The sequence below is a fragment of the Cellulomonas sp. HD19AZ1 genome, from assembly GCF_004535805.1.
Taxonomy (GTDB): Bacteria; Actinomycetota; Actinomycetes; order Actinomycetales; family Cellulomonadaceae; genus Cellulomonas; species Cellulomonas iranensis.
The window spans coordinates 240279-256019 of sequence record NZ_SPHX01000007.1 but is presented as its reverse complement, the minus strand read 5'-3'; the positions used below and the strand labels follow the sequence as shown (position 1 = coordinate 256019).

The 15741-nt window shown below is 77.0% G+C and carries 12 protein-coding genes and 3 tRNA genes; 10 read left to right on the top strand and 5 right to left on the bottom strand.

Features of this window, described 5'->3' with window-relative positions; genetic code table 11:
- The first annotated feature begins 41 nt into the window (after nucleotides 1-41).
- The 3 genes from E4A51_RS16305 (at nucleotide 42) to E4A51_RS16295 (ending at nucleotide 6276) form a co-directional block, all read left to right on the top strand.
- Nucleotides 42-1472, top strand: coding sequence for an MFS transporter (locus E4A51_RS16305; RefSeq protein ID WP_070319104.1), 1431 nt, complete (start codon nucleotides 42-44; stop codon nucleotides 1470-1472).
- On the top strand, nucleotides 1472-5731 hold the full coding sequence (locus E4A51_RS16300; RefSeq protein ID WP_134852379.1) for a bifunctional nitrate reductase/sulfite reductase flavoprotein subunit alpha: 4260 nt from the start codon (nucleotides 1472-1474) through the stop codon (nucleotides 5729-5731). Before E4A51_RS16305 ends, E4A51_RS16300 begins: the two co-directional genes overlap by 1 nt.
- A 191-nt stretch (nucleotides 5732-5922) precedes the next feature.
- Complete coding sequence (locus tag E4A51_RS16295; RefSeq protein ID WP_046528313.1) at nucleotides 5923-6276, top strand: hypothetical protein; 354 nt, start codon at nucleotides 5923-5925, stop codon at nucleotides 6274-6276.
- 63 nt (nucleotides 6277-6339) lie between these two features.
- Here the strand turns inward: E4A51_RS16295 and E4A51_RS16290 are convergent, their stop codons facing one another.
- Nucleotides 6340-7923, bottom strand: coding sequence for a molybdopterin-dependent oxidoreductase (locus tag E4A51_RS16290; RefSeq protein ID WP_134852378.1), 1584 nt, complete (start codon nucleotides 7921-7923; stop codon nucleotides 6340-6342).
- A gap of 185 nt (nucleotides 7924-8108) precedes the next feature.
- Between E4A51_RS16290 and nirB the strand changes: the two genes are divergently transcribed.
- The 5 genes from nirB to E4A51_RS16265 are packed head-to-tail and all read left to right on the top strand — an operon-like array spanning nucleotide 8109 to nucleotide 14221.
- Entirely contained in the window at nucleotides 8109-10667 is a 2559-nt protein-coding gene (gene nirB / locus E4A51_RS16285) for a nitrite reductase large subunit NirB (RefSeq protein WP_070319106.1), read from the top strand.
- Complete coding sequence (gene nirD, locus E4A51_RS16280) at nucleotides 10664-11083, top strand: nitrite reductase small subunit NirD (RefSeq protein WP_046528315.1); 420 nt, start codon at nucleotides 10664-10666, stop codon at nucleotides 11081-11083. The genes nirB and nirD overlap by 4 nt, the downstream gene beginning before the upstream one ends.
- On the top strand, nucleotides 11080-12369 hold the full coding sequence (gene cobA, locus E4A51_RS16275) for a uroporphyrinogen-III C-methyltransferase (RefSeq protein ID WP_134852377.1): 1290 nt from the start codon (nucleotides 11080-11082) through the stop codon (nucleotides 12367-12369). Before nirD ends, cobA begins: the two co-directional genes overlap by 4 nt.
- Nucleotides 12370-12377: 8 nt before the next feature.
- The gene (locus E4A51_RS16270; protein ID WP_070319126.1) at nucleotides 12378-13487 is read left to right on the top strand and encodes a uroporphyrinogen-III synthase; all 1110 of its coding nucleotides are present in this window, start codon (nucleotides 12378-12380) and stop codon (nucleotides 13485-13487) included.
- Entirely contained in the window at nucleotides 13484-14221 is a 738-nt protein-coding gene (locus E4A51_RS16265; protein ID WP_134852376.1) for a sirohydrochlorin chelatase, read from the top strand. Before E4A51_RS16270 ends, E4A51_RS16265 begins: the two co-directional genes overlap by 4 nt.
- On the opposite strand, the gene E4A51_RS16260 is transcribed toward E4A51_RS16265, so the two are convergent.
- Nucleotides 14166-14360, bottom strand: a complete 195-nt coding sequence (locus E4A51_RS16260; RefSeq protein WP_134852375.1) for a hypothetical protein — start codon at nucleotides 14358-14360, stop codon at nucleotides 14166-14168. The genes E4A51_RS16265 and E4A51_RS16260 overlap by 56 nt on opposite strands.
- A 71-nt stretch (nucleotides 14361-14431) precedes the next feature.
- On the opposite strand from E4A51_RS16260, the gene E4A51_RS18450 reads away from it, so the two are divergent.
- Nucleotides 14432-14599 carry a hypothetical protein gene (locus tag E4A51_RS18450; protein WP_163275800.1) on the top strand — a complete coding sequence of 56 codons (168 nt, stop codon included), beginning with the start codon at nucleotides 14432-14434 and terminating at the stop codon, nucleotides 14597-14599.
- Nucleotides 14596-15345, top strand: coding sequence for a glycosyltransferase family 2 protein (locus tag E4A51_RS16255; RefSeq protein ID WP_134852374.1), 750 nt, complete (start codon nucleotides 14596-14598; stop codon nucleotides 15343-15345). The genes E4A51_RS18450 and E4A51_RS16255 overlap by 4 nt, the downstream gene beginning before the upstream one ends.
- 82 nt (nucleotides 15346-15427) lie before the next feature.
- Here the strand turns inward: E4A51_RS16255 and E4A51_RS16250 are convergent.
- The 3 genes from E4A51_RS16250 to E4A51_RS16240 all read right to left on the bottom strand — a co-directional run bounded on the left by E4A51_RS16250 (nucleotide 15428) and on the right by E4A51_RS16240 (nucleotide 15712).
- Nucleotides 15428-15502 (bottom strand) — tRNA-Val (locus E4A51_RS16250).
- A 17-nt stretch (nucleotides 15503-15519) separates the two neighbouring features.
- Nucleotides 15520-15590: transfer RNA gene (locus E4A51_RS16245), tRNA-Cys, on the bottom strand.
- Nucleotides 15591-15640: 50 nt separating this feature from the next.
- Nucleotides 15641-15712 (bottom strand) — tRNA-Gly (locus E4A51_RS16240).
- Nucleotides 15713-15741 lie beyond the last annotated feature (29 nt).

The window sequence follows — 15741 nt, the reverse complement described above, 5'->3', positions numbered from 1 at the left end:
CCCCGCGCAGCCCTGCACGGACCGACGCCCGGAGGCTCCCCGTGACCCAGACCCCGACGACCGGCGCGCCCGCCGCCTCGGCGACCGCGCCCGCAGACCCCACCCCGGCACCCCCGACCCCGGCGCCCGGCGCCGAGGTCCTCACCCCGGCCGGCGTCGAGCCCGTGCTCGTCCGGCACCGCGGCCGCTGGCTGCACGGCTGGGACCCCGAGGCGCCCGACCAGTGGCGCACGGCGGGGCGCGCCGTCGCACGCCGCAACCTCGTGCTGTCGATCCTCGCCGAGTTCCTCGGGTTCGCGGTCTGGGCGCTGTGGAGCATCGTCGTGCCGCAGCTGCCGGCGGCCGGGTTCACGCTGACCGCCGACCAGATGTTCTGGCTCATCGCGGTGCCGTCGCTCGTCGGCGCGACCCTGCGCATCCCGTACACGTTCGCCGTGCCCGTCTTCGGCGGGCGCAACTGGACCGTCGTGTCGGCGCTCCTGCTGCTCCTGCCCACGGGTGCCCTGGTGTGGGCCGTGCAACGACCCGACCTGCCGTTCGGCGCGCTGCTCGCGGTCGCCGCGCTCGCGGGCGTCGGCGGCGGCAACTTCGCGTCCTCGATGGCCAACATCTCGTTCTTCTACCCCGAGCGCGAGAAGGGCCGGGCGCTGGGCCTCAACGCCGCGGGCGGCAACGTCGGCACCGCGGCCGTGCAGCTCGCGGTGCCGCTGGTCATCGTCGGTGCGGCCGGCGTGCACCTCGAGCGGGCCGGTCTGATGTTCGTGCCCCTCGCGATCCTGGCCGCGGTGCTCGCGTGGCGGCTCATGGACAACGTCAAGGACGCCGCGGCCGACCCGCGCGCGTACGGCTCGGCCGCGCGCCACCGTCACACGTGGGTCATCTCGTTCGTGTACATCGGCACGTTCGGCTCGTTCATCGGGTTCTCAGGGGCGTTCCCGACGCTGCTCAAGGCCCAGTTCCCCGACGTGACGCTGTCGATCGCGTTCCTCGGCGCGCTCGTCGGGTCGGTCGCGCGCCCGGCGGGCGGTGCGCTCGCCGACCGGCTCGGCGGCGCCCGCGTGACGGTCGCGGCGTTCGCGGTCATGGCGGTCGGGACCGTGTCGGCGATCCTCGCGCTGCGGGCCGGGTCGTTCCCGCTGTTCTTCGGCTCGTTCCTGCTGCTGTTCCTCGCCACGGGCGCCGGCAACGGGTCGGTGTACCGCATGATCCCGGCGGTGTTCCGGCACGGCGCGACCGACGACGCCGACCGCGGCCGGCGGGCCAAGGCCGCCGCGGGGTGCATCGGGATCGCGGGCGCGGTCGGTGCCGTCGGCGGGTTCCTGGTGCCGCGCGGGTTCGCGGCGTCGACCACCGCGACGGGTGGCATCGAGGCGGCGCTGTGGGTGATCGTCGCGACCTACGCCGTCATGGCCGCCACCACGTGGGTCGTGTACGCGCGCCGCGGCTCGGCGTTCGGCGACGCCGTCATCTGATGACGGCCACCACCACCGCGCGGGACGCGCGCACGGCCACGACGCAGGTCGCGACCGTGTGCTCGTACTGCGGTGTCGGCTGCGGGATCGTCCTCGACGTCGGGGACGACGGCACGGTGCGCCGCGCGAGCGGCGACCGCTCGCACCCCGCGAACGCCGGGCGCCTGTGCACCAAGGGCGCGACGAGCGCGACGATGCTCGCGGCCGGCGGACGCGTGACGACCGCGCTCGTGCGGCCCGAGCGCGGCGCCGAGGCCGTGCCGGCCGACGTCGACGCCGCGGTCGCGGACGTCGCCCGCCGACTGCGCACGGTCCTCGACCGCGACGGTCCCGACGCGATCGCGCTGTACGTGTCGGGTCAGCTGAGCATCGAGGCGCAGTACCTGGCGAACAAGCTCGCCAAGGGGTACCTGCGCACGCGGTGGATCGAGTCGAACTCGCGGCTGTGCATGGCGAGCGCGGGCACGGGCTACAAGCTGTCGCTCGGTGCCGACGGCCCGCCGGGGTCGTACGACGACCTCGACCACGCCGACGTGTTCCTGCTCGTCGGCGCGAACATGGCCGACTGCCACCCCGTGCTGTTCCTGCGGCTGCTCGACCGCGTCAAGGCCGGCGCCCGGCTGATCGTCGTCGACCCGCGGCGCACGGCCACGGCCGAGAAGGCGGACCTGTTCCTGCAGGTCCGGCCCGGCAGCGACCTCGCGCTGCTCAACGGCCTGCTGCACCTGCTCGTCGAGGCCGGCGCGGTCGACGAGGCGTTCGTCGCCGAGCACACCGAGGGCTGGGACGCGATGCCCGCGTTCCTCGCGGACTACCCGCCGGACGTCGTCGAGCGGCTCACGGGCGTGCCCGCGGCCGACCTGCGCGCGGCCGCCGCGATGATCGCCGGAGCGGGTGACTGGGTGTCGTGCTGGACGATGGGCCTCAACCAGTCGACGCACGGCACGTGGAACACGAACGCGCTGGTCAACCTGCACCTCGCGACCGGTGCGATCGGGCGCCGGGGGAGCGGACCGTTCTCGCTCACCGGCCAGCCCAACGCGATGGGCGGGCGCGAGATGGGCTACATGGGCCCGGGCCTGCCGGGGCAGCGCAGCGTGCTCGACGCCGACGACCGCGCGTTCTGCGAGGACCTGTGGGGGCTGCCGCCCGGGACGATCCGCACCGAGGTCGGCACCGGCACGGTCGACATGTTCCGCCGCATGGCCGACGGCGAGATCCGCGCCGCGTGGGTGATCTGCACCAACCCGGTCGCGTCGGTCGGCAACCGCCGCACCGTGGTCGAGGGTCTCGAGCGCGCCGAGCTCGTCGTCACGCAGGACGTGTTCGCCGACACCGAGACCAACGCGTACGCCGACGTCGTGCTGCCGGCCGCGCTGTGGTCCGAGGCCGACGGCGTCATGGTGAGTTCCGAGCGCACCATGACGCTCGCGCGGCGGGCGCTGGCCGCCCCCGGGCAGGCGCTGCCGGACTGGCAGCTCGTCGCGCGCGTCGCGACGGCCCTGGGGTTCGACGGCTTCGCGTACGCGTCGTCGCAGGAGGTCTTCGACGAGCTGCGCCGCGCGAGCAACCCGCGCACGGGCTACGACCTGCGGGGGGTCAGCTACGAGCGGTTGCGCCGCGAGCCCGTGCAGTGGCCGTGCGCGTCCGCCGACGCGCCCGCGCGCAACCCGGTGCGCTACCTCAACGACGGCGAGCACCAGCCGCTGCTCACCCGCCCCGACGGCACGCGGCCGCGCCTGGCGTTCCCCACGCCGAGCGGTCGCGCGGTCTTCCACGCGCGCCCGCACGTCGACCCGGCCGAGCTGCCGGACGACGACCACCCGTTCTGGTTGACCACCGGCCGCGTGCAGCACCAGTGGCACACCATGACCAAGACCGGCAAGGTCCCGGCGCTGAACCGGCTCGAGCCCGGCCCGTTCGTCGAGGTGCACCCCGAGGACGCCGCGCGGCTCGGGCTCGTCGAGCGGGCGCCCGTCGAGGTCGCGTCGCGGCGCGGCCGCGCGGTGCTGCCGGTCGTCGTGACCGACCGCGTGCGCCCCGGCACGCTGTTCGCGCCGTTCCACTGGAACGACGTGTTCGGCGAGCACCTCGCGGTCAACGCGGTGACGAACGACGCGGTCGACCTGCTGTCCCTGCAGCCCGAGCTCAAGGCGTGCGCGGTCGCGCTCACGCCCGTCGCCGCCGAGGTCGCGCCCGCCCGACGCACGCACGGCGCGACACCCGGACCCGACCCCGACCCCGGCGCGGCGCCCGCCTCCGCGTCGGCGACGCTCGACGGTCCGGCCACGATGCGGGCGCTCGCGGCCGCGCTCGGCGTCGACGACGTCGAGGCCCCCACGCTCGGCGACGGCGAGCGGCGCTACCTGGCGGGGTTCCTCGCGGGTCTCGGGCGTGGCACCGGCGCGGCGGGGACGCCCGTGCTGCCGCCGACGGCACCGTTGCGCGACGACCACGCGCTGTGGGTCGACGGCGTGCTGGCGGGGCTGTTCTCCCGCGCGCCGGGTGCACCGTCCGCGGCCGCCCTGCGGGCGCCGGCCCGCACCGTCACGGTGCTGTGGGCGTCCCAGACGGGCACCGCCGAGGAGCTCGCGGGCGTCGTCGCTGACCGGCTCGGGGCCGCCGGGCTCGGCACGCGGCTGCGCGCGATGGACGACGCGCTCGACGACCTGCCCCGGCGCGGTGACGTCGTGCTGGTCACGAGCACGTTCGGCGACGGCGACGCACCCGACAACGGGGCGGCGCTGTGGGAGAGGCTCGCGGACCCGCAGGCGCCGTCGTTCGGCGGTGCGCGGTTCGCGGTGCTGGCGCTGGGCGACCCGACGTACGACCGGTTCTGCGGGCACGGGCGGCGCCTCGACCACCGGCTCGCCGAGCTCGGCGCGCAGCGGCTCGTGCCGCGCCTCGAGCGCGAGCCCGGCGACGACACCGCGGTCGGCCCGTGGCTCGACGGGCTCGTCGCGGCGCTGACCGGCGGCGAGCAGGACGACGACGCGGCTGACGGTGGCACGGTCGTGGGAGGCGCCGACGACGCGGACGCGCGCGACGGCGTCGGCGGCGGGCCGGCTCGTGCGCCGGCGCGCACGGCACCCGTCGCGCCGTCCGGGTCGGGTGACGCGCCCGCCCGGGCGTCGCGGCGGCACCCCGGCACGGCGCGGCTCGTGGGCCGTCGGCGCCTCGGGGCAGCGGGCGCCGCGAAGGAGGTGCGCGAGGTCCTGCTCGACACGTCGGGCTCGCCGCTGCCCGTGCCGTACGCGGCCGGGGACGCCCTGGCGGTCCGCCCCCGCACGCCGGTCGCGCTGGTCGAGGAGATGCTCGGCGCGACGGGGCTGGACGCCGCCGCGCCGGTCGTGCTCGACGGCGTGACGCAGCCGCTGCACGACGCGCTGCGCACCGGCCTCGACCTGGGCCGCCCGACGCCCGCGCTGCTGCGGTTCGTCGCCGACCGCACGACCCGTGCGGCGGGTGACGACCTGCGCCGCCTGCTGCGGGCGGGCGACCGCGCGGCGCTCGACGCGTGGACGTGGGACCGCGGCGTCGTCGACGTGGTCGCGGCGCACCCGCTCGACGCGACGCCGCAGGAGTGGGTCGACGCGCTGCGCACGCTCCAGCCGCGCGCGTACTCGATCTCGTCGAGCCCGCTCGTCGACCCGGCCCGCGTGCGCCTGACGGTGTCGGTCGTGCGGTGGGCGGGGCCCACCGGACGGCCGCGCGGCGGCACGTGCTCGACGTACCTCGCGGACGCCGCCCCGGACGCCGAGGTCGCCGTGCACGTGCAACCCAGCGCCCACTTCCGCCCGCCGTCGGACCCCGACGCACCCGCCGTGATGATCGGTCCGGGCACGGGCGTCGCGCCGTTCGTCGGGTTCCTCGCCGAGCGCGAGGCGCGCGGGCACCGCGGCGGCAGCTGGCTGGTCTTCGGCGAGCAGCACGCGGCGACCGACTTCTGGTACCGCGACGAGCTCGACGCGTGGCGCACGAGCGGCGTGCTCACGCGCCTCGACACCGCGTTCTCGCGCGACCAGCGGCAGAAGGTCTACGTGCAGGACCGGCTGCGCGAGCACGCGCGCGACCTGTGGTCCTGGCTCGAGCGCGGCGCGCACGTCTACGTGTGCGGCGACGCGCGGCGCATGGCGCCCGACGTCGACGCGGCGCTGCGCGAGGTGGTCACCCGCGAGGGCGGGCTCGCCGAGCCGGACGCCGCCGCGTACGTCCGGCGGCTCGCGGCGGAGCGCCGCTACGTGCGCGACGTGTACTGAGCGCCCGCGTCGACCGGACGTACCCCGCGCGGCGTCGGCCCGGCGAGCGTGAGGGGTTCCGTGCTCCCTCGAGCCGCGGCGCGTCCGCCGCGGGAACCCGGGGCCGCACGGGGAACCCGGTGCCGCGGTCGTGCGTTCCCCCGGGAGTGCCTGCCGGCCGGTGGCGCACGCCCCGACCCGCAGGAGGTGCCGTGCGCGGCCGCAGGACCCGTGTCGTCGTCGCCGCCCTCGTCGTGCTCGGCCTGGTCGGCTCGCTCGCGGTCGGCCTCGTCGCGGGGACGGGCGGCGGGCGCGTCGACGTGCCCGCGACGGGCCCCTGGGCGGTCCTGGTCGGCCCCGAGCACCCGACCGTCGCCGCGTGCACGAGCGACCCCGCGGTCGAGCGCGTGTCGGTGCCGGACGGCCAGGACGGCGGGCCGCTCGCGGTCGTCCTGTACGCCGACGCGGCCCGCGGCGACCTCGACCGCGTGCTCGCGTGCCTGCAGCGCGACCCGGGCGCGGCGCAGGTGCAGGTCGTGCAGGTGTCGCGCGGCGTCCAGGGCTGATCGCGGCGGCCGTCGGCCGTCCCACGCGGTCGCCCGTGCGACCGGCGCGGGTGCGGCCCCGGCTCAGGTCACCGTCACGTCGAGCGTGTCGTAGCCCGCCGCGCCGTCGGGCACGACGTCGGCCGGGACGCCCGTCTGCGGGCCGTCGGGGTCCCACGCACGCACCGCGAGCACGTGGTCGCCCGGTGCCGCGTCGGGCCACGTCCACCGCCACTGCCGCCACGAGTCCACGCCGCCGTCGGCGGCCAGGTCGGCGTCCTGCCACGCGCCGTCGTCGACGCGCACCTGCACGCGCTCGACGCCGCGGTGCTGCGCCCACGCCGTGCCGGCCACGACGACGTCGCCCGCCGCGACCGTCGCGCCCGTGCGGGGCACCTCGATGCGCGACTGCGTCTTCACGGGGCCGCGCTCGGACCAGCCGCGCTGCGTCCAGTACGCGCTGACCCGGTCGAACCGCGTGACCTCGAGCTCGGTGACCCACTTGGTCGCCGACACGTAGCCGTACAGCCCGGGCACGACCATCCGCACCGGGAACCCGTGCTCGGGGGGCAGGGGAGCGCCGTCCATGCCGACCGCGAGCAGCGCGTCCCGGTCGTCGGTGAGCGCCTCGAGCGGCGTGGACGCGGTGAACCCGTCGGCGCTGCGCGAGAGCACCATGTCGGCGTCGGCCGTGGGCACGGCCCGCGCGAGCACGTCGCGCACGGGCAGCCCGAGCCAGCGCTGGTTGCCCACGAGCCCGCCGCCCACGGGGTTGGAGACGCACGCGAGCGTCACCCACGCCTCGACGAGGTCGGACGCGAGGAGCTCGTCCCACGTGAGCTCGACCTCCCGCTCGACGAGCCCGTGCACGCGCAGGCGCCACGTGGCCGGGTCGACCTGCGGCACCACGAGCGCGGTGTCGATGCGGTAGAAGTCCGCGGGCGGCGTCGCCCACGGTCCGACGCCCGAGACCTGGACGCCGCTCGGCGGTGACGGCGCGGGACGCGCGGGCGACGGCAGCCGCAGGGCCGCGCGCGCGGCCTGCGCGCCGCGCGCACCGGTGGCGGCGACGCGCCCGACGACCGCCCCGACGACCCCGACCGCGGCGGCCAGCGCGGTGAGCCGCAGGAACGTGCGGCGGCCGGGCGGTGCGGGTGCGTCGGCCACCGGGCCAGGTGCCGCCGCGGTGGGCGGTGCGGCGGGCGGCAGGCGGCGCAGCAGCTCGCGCAGCGTCCACAGGCCCGCGACGGTCCCGACGACGGCCGGGGCCGGGGCGAGCGCACCGGTGTCGGGGCGCAGCGACGCGGCGAACGCCGCGACCCCGCCGAGCAGCACCACGAGGACCGCGCCGACCGACCACCGGCGCCGCGCGGCGACACCGGCGACGGCCGCGAGGGCGGCCAGCACCAGGGCCTCCCCGACGCCGAGCACGAGCTTGTCGGCCGTGCCGAACGCCGCGACCGCGGCGTCCTTGAGCCACCCCGGCGTCGCGTCGACGAACGCCGCACCGACCGCCACGAGCGGGTCCGTCGAGGGCCCCGTGACGATCGCCACCAGGGCTCCGACACCCACCGTGACCGCACCGGCGGCCAGCCCCGCGAGACCCGCGAGGAGGTCGGGCGTGCGCGGGCGGCGCGTGCGCGGGGCCGCGACCGTGGGGGTCGTCATGCGCGCCACGCTAGGCCGCGGGCACGGAGCGCGCCACGGCGCACGGGACGAAGGTCTCACACGCGAGGCCCGCCCGGTGAGAGGGAAACGTTCCGGCGCGGAAACCCCGGCGCACCCCTGCGCGAAACGCCCGGTTCGTAGCGTCGACGCACGCCCTCGTCCCACCCGGCCCGCCTGGAGGCCCCATGGACCCCCGTCATCTCGTCGTCGTCGGCGGCGGCATGGTCGCGCAGCGTCTCGTCGAGGCCCTGCGCGACCGCGACGCCGCCGGCTCCTGGCGCGTCACGGTGCTCGCGGAGGAGCCGCGCCGCCCCTACGACCGCGTCGCGCTCACGAGCTACTTCGCGGGCCGCACCCCCGACGACCTCGCGCTCGGCGACCCCGCGCTGTGGGACGACCCGCTCGTGACGTTCGTGCGCGGCGACGCCGTCACCGCCGTCGACCGGGAGTCGCGCAGCGTCACGGCTGCCTCGGGCCGCACGTACACGTACGACCACCTGGTCCTCGCGACGGGGTCGTCGGCGTGGGTGCCGCCCCTCGAGGGCGCCGACCTCGAGGGCGTCTTCGTGTACCGCACGCTCGACGACGTGGCCGCGCTGCGCGGTCACGTCACGCGCCTGGCCGAGCAGCGGCCCGTGCGCGGGGTCGTGCTCGGCGGCGGCCTGCTGGGCCTGGAGGCCGCGGGCGCCCTGGACGCGCTCGGCGCCCGCGCGACCGTGCTGCAGGTCGACACGCACCTCATGTCCGCGCAGGTCGACCTCGGTGGCGGCGAGGCGCTGCGGCGGCTGATCAACCGGCTCGGCATCGGCGTGCGCACGCAGGCCAGGACGACGCGCGTGCTGCCGCACCGTCGCGGGGGCGTCGGCCGCGTCGAGCTCGCCGACGGCACGCGGCTCGACGCCGACGTCGTGGTCGTGGCGGCGGGCGTGCGTCCGCGGGACGAGCTCGCGCGCACCAGCGGCCTCGAGATCGGCCCGCGCGGCGGCGTGGTCGTCGACGACACGTGCCGCACGGCCGACCCGCACGTCTCGGCGGTCGGCGAGGTCGCGTGCATCCAGGGCGCGTGCATCGGGCTCGTCGCGCCCGGCTACACGATGGCCGAGGTGACGGTCGACCGGCTGCTCGGCGGCGGGGCCGCGTACCCCGGTGCCGACACCGCGACCAAGCTCAAGCTCGCGGGCGTCGACGTCGCGAGCTTCGGCGACGCGTTCGCCCGCACGCCGGGCGCGCTCGAGGTCGTGTGGGCCGACCCGGTCGCGGGCGTCTACAAGAAGCTCGTGGTGTCCGACGACGCGCGCACGCTGCTCGGCGGCGTCCTCGTCGGCGACGCGAGCGCGTACGCGAGCCTGCGCCCGCTGGTCGGCCGTGAGCTGCCCGGCGACCCGGGCGCGTTCCTGCTGCCCGCCGGGGGAGCGGGAGCGCCGGACCTCGAGCTGCCCGACGAGGCGACGGTCTGCTCGTGCAACAACGTCACCGCCGGGTCGATCCGGCACGCCGTGACCGACGAGGGCTGCCACGACCTCGGCGCCGTCAAGGCGTGCACGCGCGCCGGCACGAGCTGCGGGTCCTGCCTGCCGCTGGTCAAGAAGCTCGTGACCACCGAGCTCGCGGCTCTCGGCGTGAGCGTCAGCACCGCGCTGTGCGAGCACTTCGCGCTGTCGCGGGCCCAGCTCTACGACGCCGTGCGCGTCGCCGGCCTGCGGACCTTCACCGAGGTCGTCGAGCGGTTCGGCACGCACGGGCGCGGCTGCGACCTCTGCCGCCCCGCGGTCGCGTCGATCCTCGCGACCACGGCCCCCGCGCACGTGCTCGACGGCGAGCGCGCGGCCCTGCAGGACACCAACGACCACGTCATGGCGAACCTCCAGAAGGACGGGTCGTACTCGGTGGTGCCGCGCATGCCCGGCGGCGAGGTCACGCCCGAGGGGCTCATCGCGGTGGGCGAGGTCGCGCGCGACTTCGGGCTGTACACCAAGGTCACGGGCGGGCAGCGCATCGACATGTTCGGCGCGCGCATCGACCAGCTCCCGCTGATCTGGCGTCGCCTGGTCGACGCGGGCTTCGAGTCCGGCCACGCCTACGGCAAGTCGCTGCGCACGGTGAAGTCGTGCGTCGGGTCGACGTGGTGCCGGTTCGGCGTGCAGGACTCCGCGGCGCTCGCGGTCATGCTCGAGCTGCGCTACCGCGGCCTGCGCTCGCCGCACAAGATCAAGCTCGGCGTCTCGGGCTGCGCACGCGAGTGCGCCGAGGCCCGCGGCAAGGACGTCGGCGTGATCGCGACCGACAAGGGCTGGAACGTGTACGTCGGCGGCAACGGCGGCTTCACGCCCCGTCACGCGCGCCTGCTCGCCGAGGACCTCGACACCGAGACGCTCGTGCGGACCATCGACCGCTTCCTGCTCTACTACGTGCGCACGGCCGACCGCCTGCAGCGCACCGCGCCCTGGATCGACGAGGTCGAGGGCGGCCTCGAGGGCGTGCGTGCCGTCGTCGTGGACGACGCGCTGGGCATCGGCGCCGACCTCGACGCGCAGATGGACGAGCACGTCGCGCAGTACGAGGACGAGTGGCGCGCGACGCTCGAGGACCCCGACAAGCTCCGGCGGTTCGCGTCGTTCGTCAACGCGCCCGACGTGGCCGACCCGTCCCTGGCGTACGTGCCCGAGCGCGGCCAGGTCCGTCCCGCCACCGCCGACGAGCGCGCCGTGCTCGTCGCCGGCACCACCCTGGAGGTCCGCCCGTGACCACGCTCGACGCGCCCACCACCACGTGGCTGACCGTGTGCCGGCTCGCGGACCTCGCGCCCGAGCGCGGCGCCGCGGCGCTCGTGCCCGACCGCGTGGCCGGCGCACCGACGCTCACGCAGGTCGCGGTGTTCCGGCTGCTCGACGACACGGTGCACGCCGTGCAGCAGCACGACCCGTTCAGCGACGCGCACGTCCTGGCCCGCGGGATCGTCGGGACGCGCCGCGTCGACGGCACCGACGTGCCGACCGTCGCGTCGCCCATGTACAAGCAGGTGTTCGACCTGCGCACGGGTGCGTGCCTCGACGTCGCGGGCAAGACGCCGGTCGCGGGGCACGGCGCGGACCTGCGCACGTGGGGCGTGCGCGTCGTCGACGGCGACGTGCAGCTCGCGGTGCTCGGCGGTGCGGGGTGACCGCGCTGCTGGGCGTCGAGCTCGCGGGCCGGGCGGTCCTCGTCGTCGGCGGGGGACCGGTCGCGGCACGACGCGCGCAGGCGCTCGCCGACGAGGGCGCGCTCGTGCGCGTCGTCGCGCCGCACGTGTGCGAGCCGCTCGCCGACCTCGTCGTCGCCGGCGGCGCGCGCTGGTCCGACCGCGAGGTCGCCGAGACCGACCTCGACGACGTGTGGCTCGTGCACACCGCCACGGGAGACCGCGCGACCGACGCCGCGGTCGTCGCGTGGGCCACCGCCCGGCGCGTGTTCTGCGTCGACGCCGGCGGCCCCCGCCGCCCGGCGGCGGGAACGGCGCGCACGCCCGCGACGACCCACGCGGGCGACGTGCTCGTCGGCGTCGTGTCCGCCGCCGGCGCGGACCCGCGGCGCAGCGTCGAGGTGCGTGACCGGCTCGCGGCCCACCTGCGAGCCGGCGACGTCGACCTGCGTCGCCGCCGCGCGACGGCGGGGCAGGGCCGGGTCGTGCTCGTCGGCGGCGGCCCGGGCGACGTCGACCTGCTGACCGTCGCCGGGCGTCGCGCGCTCGCCGAGGCGGACGTCGTGGTCGCCGACCGCCTCGGCCCCGTCGACGTGCTCGACCAGCTGCCCGCCGACGTCGAGGTCGTCGACGTCGGCAAGTCGCCCGGCCACCACCCCGTGCCGCAGGACGAGATCAACCGGCTCCTCGTCGAGCAGGCGCAGCGCGGCCGCGTCGTCGTGCGGCTCAAGGGCGGCGACCCCTTCGTGTACGGCCGCGGCGGCGAGGAGGTGCTCGCGTGCCGCGCCGCGGGCGTGCCGGTGAGCGTCGTGCCGGGCGTCAGCAGCGCGTTCGCCGCCGCGGCGGCCGCCGGCGTGCCGCTCACGCACCGCGGCGTCGTCGGCGCGGTGCACGTCATGAACGGCACCGACGGCTGGTCGGCAGCCGCGCTCACGGGGCTGCGCGACCGCTCGTGCACGGTCGTCGTGCTGATGGGCGTCGCGGCGCTGCCCGGGCTCGTGCGCGACGCGCTGGCCGGCGGCGTGGACCCCGACGTGCCCGTGGCGGTGGTCGAGCGCGCCACCCTGCCCGACCAGCGGGTGACCCACGCGCCGCTGCACGAGGTCGCGGCTGTCGCGGCCGCGCGCGGCGTGCGCGCGCCGGCCGTGGTCGTCGTCGGTCACGTCGCGGCGCCTGACCTGCTGACGCCCACGGTGGCGGACCCCGCACCGGAGCTCGTGGACGAGGTGGACGTCACGCCCCCGGCGCCGGTGACAATGGACGCGTGAGCGCGCAGATGATCGACCAGACCCTGGCCGGTTGCGTCGTGCTCGTCACGGCCGACCGCCGTTCCTCCGAGCTGCGCGCCGCGCTCGAGCGGCGCGGCGCGAGCGTGCGGCACGCGGCCGCGCTCGGCATGGTGCCGCACACCGACGACGCCCTGCTGCTCGAGCGCACGCGCAGCGTGCTCGCCGAGCCGCCCGACACCGTGGTCGTCACGACGGGCATCGGCTTCCGCGGCTGGGTCGAGGCGGCGGACGCCGCCGGTCTCGCCGACCGGCTGCTCGAGGTGCTCGCGGGCACCCGGATCGTCGCGCGCGGCCCCAAGGCGCGCGGCGCGATCCAGGCCGCCGGGCTGAGCGCCGACTGGGTCGCGGAGTCCGAGACGAGCGCCGAGATCGCCGAGACGCTCCTCGACGAGGGCGTCGCGGGCCGCGACATCGTCATCCAGCACCACGGCGCGGGCGCCGACGGCCTCGACGAGGCGTTCGCGCTGGCCGGGGCGCGCGTGCGCAGCCTCGTGGTGTACCGGTGGGGTCCGCCGCCCGACCCTGGGCTGGTGCGTGACTCGACGCGCGCGGTCGCCGACGGCGACGTCGACGCCGTCGTGTTCACGTCGGCCCCGGGTGCCGCGGCGTGGCTCGACGCCGCGCGCGAGGCCGGCGCGCTCGACGGCCTGCTCGCGCGCCACCGCGCGGGTGCCGTCGTGTTCGCGGCCGTCGGTCCCGTCACCGCGAAGCCGCTGCTGGAGGTGGGCATCGAGCCGCTCGTGCCCGACCGCGGCCGTCTCGGCTCGCTCGTGCGCGCGGTCGTCACGCACTACGGCGGCATCGAGGCCCTCGACACGGTCGCCGGCCCGCTGCGCGTGCACCGCGCGGCCGCCGTGCTCGACGGGCGCGTGCTGCCGCTGTCGCGCACGGGCCTGGAGGTGCTGCGGCTGCTCGCGCACGCGCGCGGCTCGGTCGTCCCGCGCGAGCAGGTGCTCGCGGCGCTGCCGGGCGACTCGTCCGACCCGCACGCGGCCGAGGTCGCGATCGCGCGGCTGCGCGACGCGAGCGGCAGCCGCGCCCTCGTCCGCACCGTCGTCAAGCGCGGCTACCGACTCGAGCTCCAGGAGCAGTCATGACCACCACCCCCGCGCCCGTGCTCGTCGGCTGCTCGCACGGCACCGACAGCCACGCGGGCCGCGCCGCGATCGCCTCGATCCTCGTCGACCTGGCGGACCTGCGGCCGGACCTCGACGTGCGCGAGGCGTTCGTCGACGTGCAGCAGCCCGAGCTGCCGGACGTCGTCGCGGGGGCCGTCGTCGACGCCCCGACGGTCGTCGTGCCGCTGCTGCTGTCGACGGGCTTCCACGTGAAGACCGACGTCGCCGAGGCCGTCGACCGTCCCGGGGCCGCCGCGGGCCGACCGATGGGTCCCGACCCGCGGCTGGTCGAGATCCTCGCCGACCGGCTCGCGGACGCGGGCCTCCGCGACGACGACGCGGTCGTCGTCGCGGCTGCCGGGTCGAGCGACCCCGAGGCCGCGACCGCGGTGCGCGAGGTCGTCGCGGGCCTGGCCGAGCGGCTGGGCCGGCCCGTGACCGTCGGGTACGGCGCGGGCGCGCACCCGCGCGTGCCCGTCGCGGTCGCCGACGCGCGCACCACCCTGGTCCCGGGCGGGCGCGTCGTGGTCGCGTCCTACCTGCTGGCCCCCGGGTTCTTCCTCGACCGCGTGCACGAGGCCGGGGCCGACGTCGTGGCCGCACCCCTGGCACCGGACGTGCGGCTCGCGCAGATCGCGCTCGACCGGTTCGACGAGGTCAGCGCGCAGGCGTCGGCGACGTGGGCGCCGAGCGCGTCGCACGCGGGAGCGTGAGCAGCGCCGACGCGACGAGGTCCTGCACCTCCTCGTCCGTGGGGCCCGCCGCACGAGCGGTCTCGACGAACGCGACGGCGGCCTCGGCGGTGGTCCCGGGGGCGCGCTCGGCACCGTGGTCGATGAGGGACCGCGACACCCACAGGTCCCGCTGACCGGATCCGGCGCACCGGCGTGCACGCCGCACCGCCCGGTGTGACGGTGGACGGCATGAGCGAGCAGACCACGGGCTACGACCCGTCGCAGGACCCGGACGCCGACCCCGCCAACCTCAACCCGCGCACGGGTGCGCAGGCCGCCGGCGGCGACGAGCAGGACGTCGACACCGACGCCGAGCCCGCCAACCTCAACCCGCGCGGCACCGAGGACGACGGCTGAACGGTTCGGCGCCGCGTCCGACGCCCGTCGTCTCGGTCGTCGTCCCCGTGCGGGACGACGCCGCGCACCTCGACGCGTGCCTGCGCCTGCTCGCCGCGCAGACCCGCCCGCCCGACGAGGTGGTCGTGGTCGACAACGCGTCGAGCGACGCGAGCGCGCGGGTCGCGCGCGGGCACGGGGCGCGCGTGGTCGTCGAGCCGCGCGTCGGCATCCCCGCCGCGGCCGCGGCTGGGTACGACGCGGCGCGCGGCGACGTCCTGCTGCGGCTCGACGCCGACTCCCGGCCGGCACCCGACTGGGTGGAGCGCGCGCTCGCGACGCTCGCCGACCCGCGCGTCGACGCGGTGACCGGCCACGGGGTGTTCGACCTGCCGGGGCGGCGCGGCGTGCGTCTCGCGCGCGCCTACCTGGGCGCGTACTACGCGCTGGGCCACCTCGCGGCCGGGCACCCCGTGCTGTGGGGGTCGTCGATGGCGTTCCGTGCGTCGGTGTGGCGCGCGGCGCGCCCCCGCGTGACCCGCACGGGCGACGTGCACGACGACCTCGACCTCGCGCTCGCGATCGGCCCGGGTGCGCGCGTCGTCGTCGACCCGGGATGGTCGGTCGGCATGTCGGCGCGCGCCGTGCGCCCGGGGCGGCAGTGGGTGCCGCGCGTGCGGCGCGCGCTCACGACGCTCACGCGGCACTGGCGGCACGCCCCGCCGTGGGAGCGCTGGCTGCGCCACCGGCGGCCGACGTCGGCCTGAGCTGCACCGAGTGGGCGTCCGGTACGCAGCCGGTTCTCCCCGGGAACCACGAAGGCCCCAGGTCGATGACCTGGGGCCTTGCTGGTGGGCGATACTGGGATCGAACCAGTGACCTCTTCCGTGTCAGGGAAGCGCGCTACCGCTGCGCCAATCGCCCGCGTGGGGTGTGCTACGAGGTGGAGACGGGATTCGAACCCGTGTATACGGCTTTGCAGGCCGCTGCCTCGCCTCTCGGCCACTCCACCGCTGAGACCGCAGTCCACGACGGCGGTGACGCCGAAGGGGATAGCCTCCGAGCGGACGACGGGATTCGAACCCGCGACCCTCACCTTGGCAAGGTGATGCTCTACCACTGAGCCACGTCCGCACGCCTGGTCTCGCCGTTTCACCGGCGTT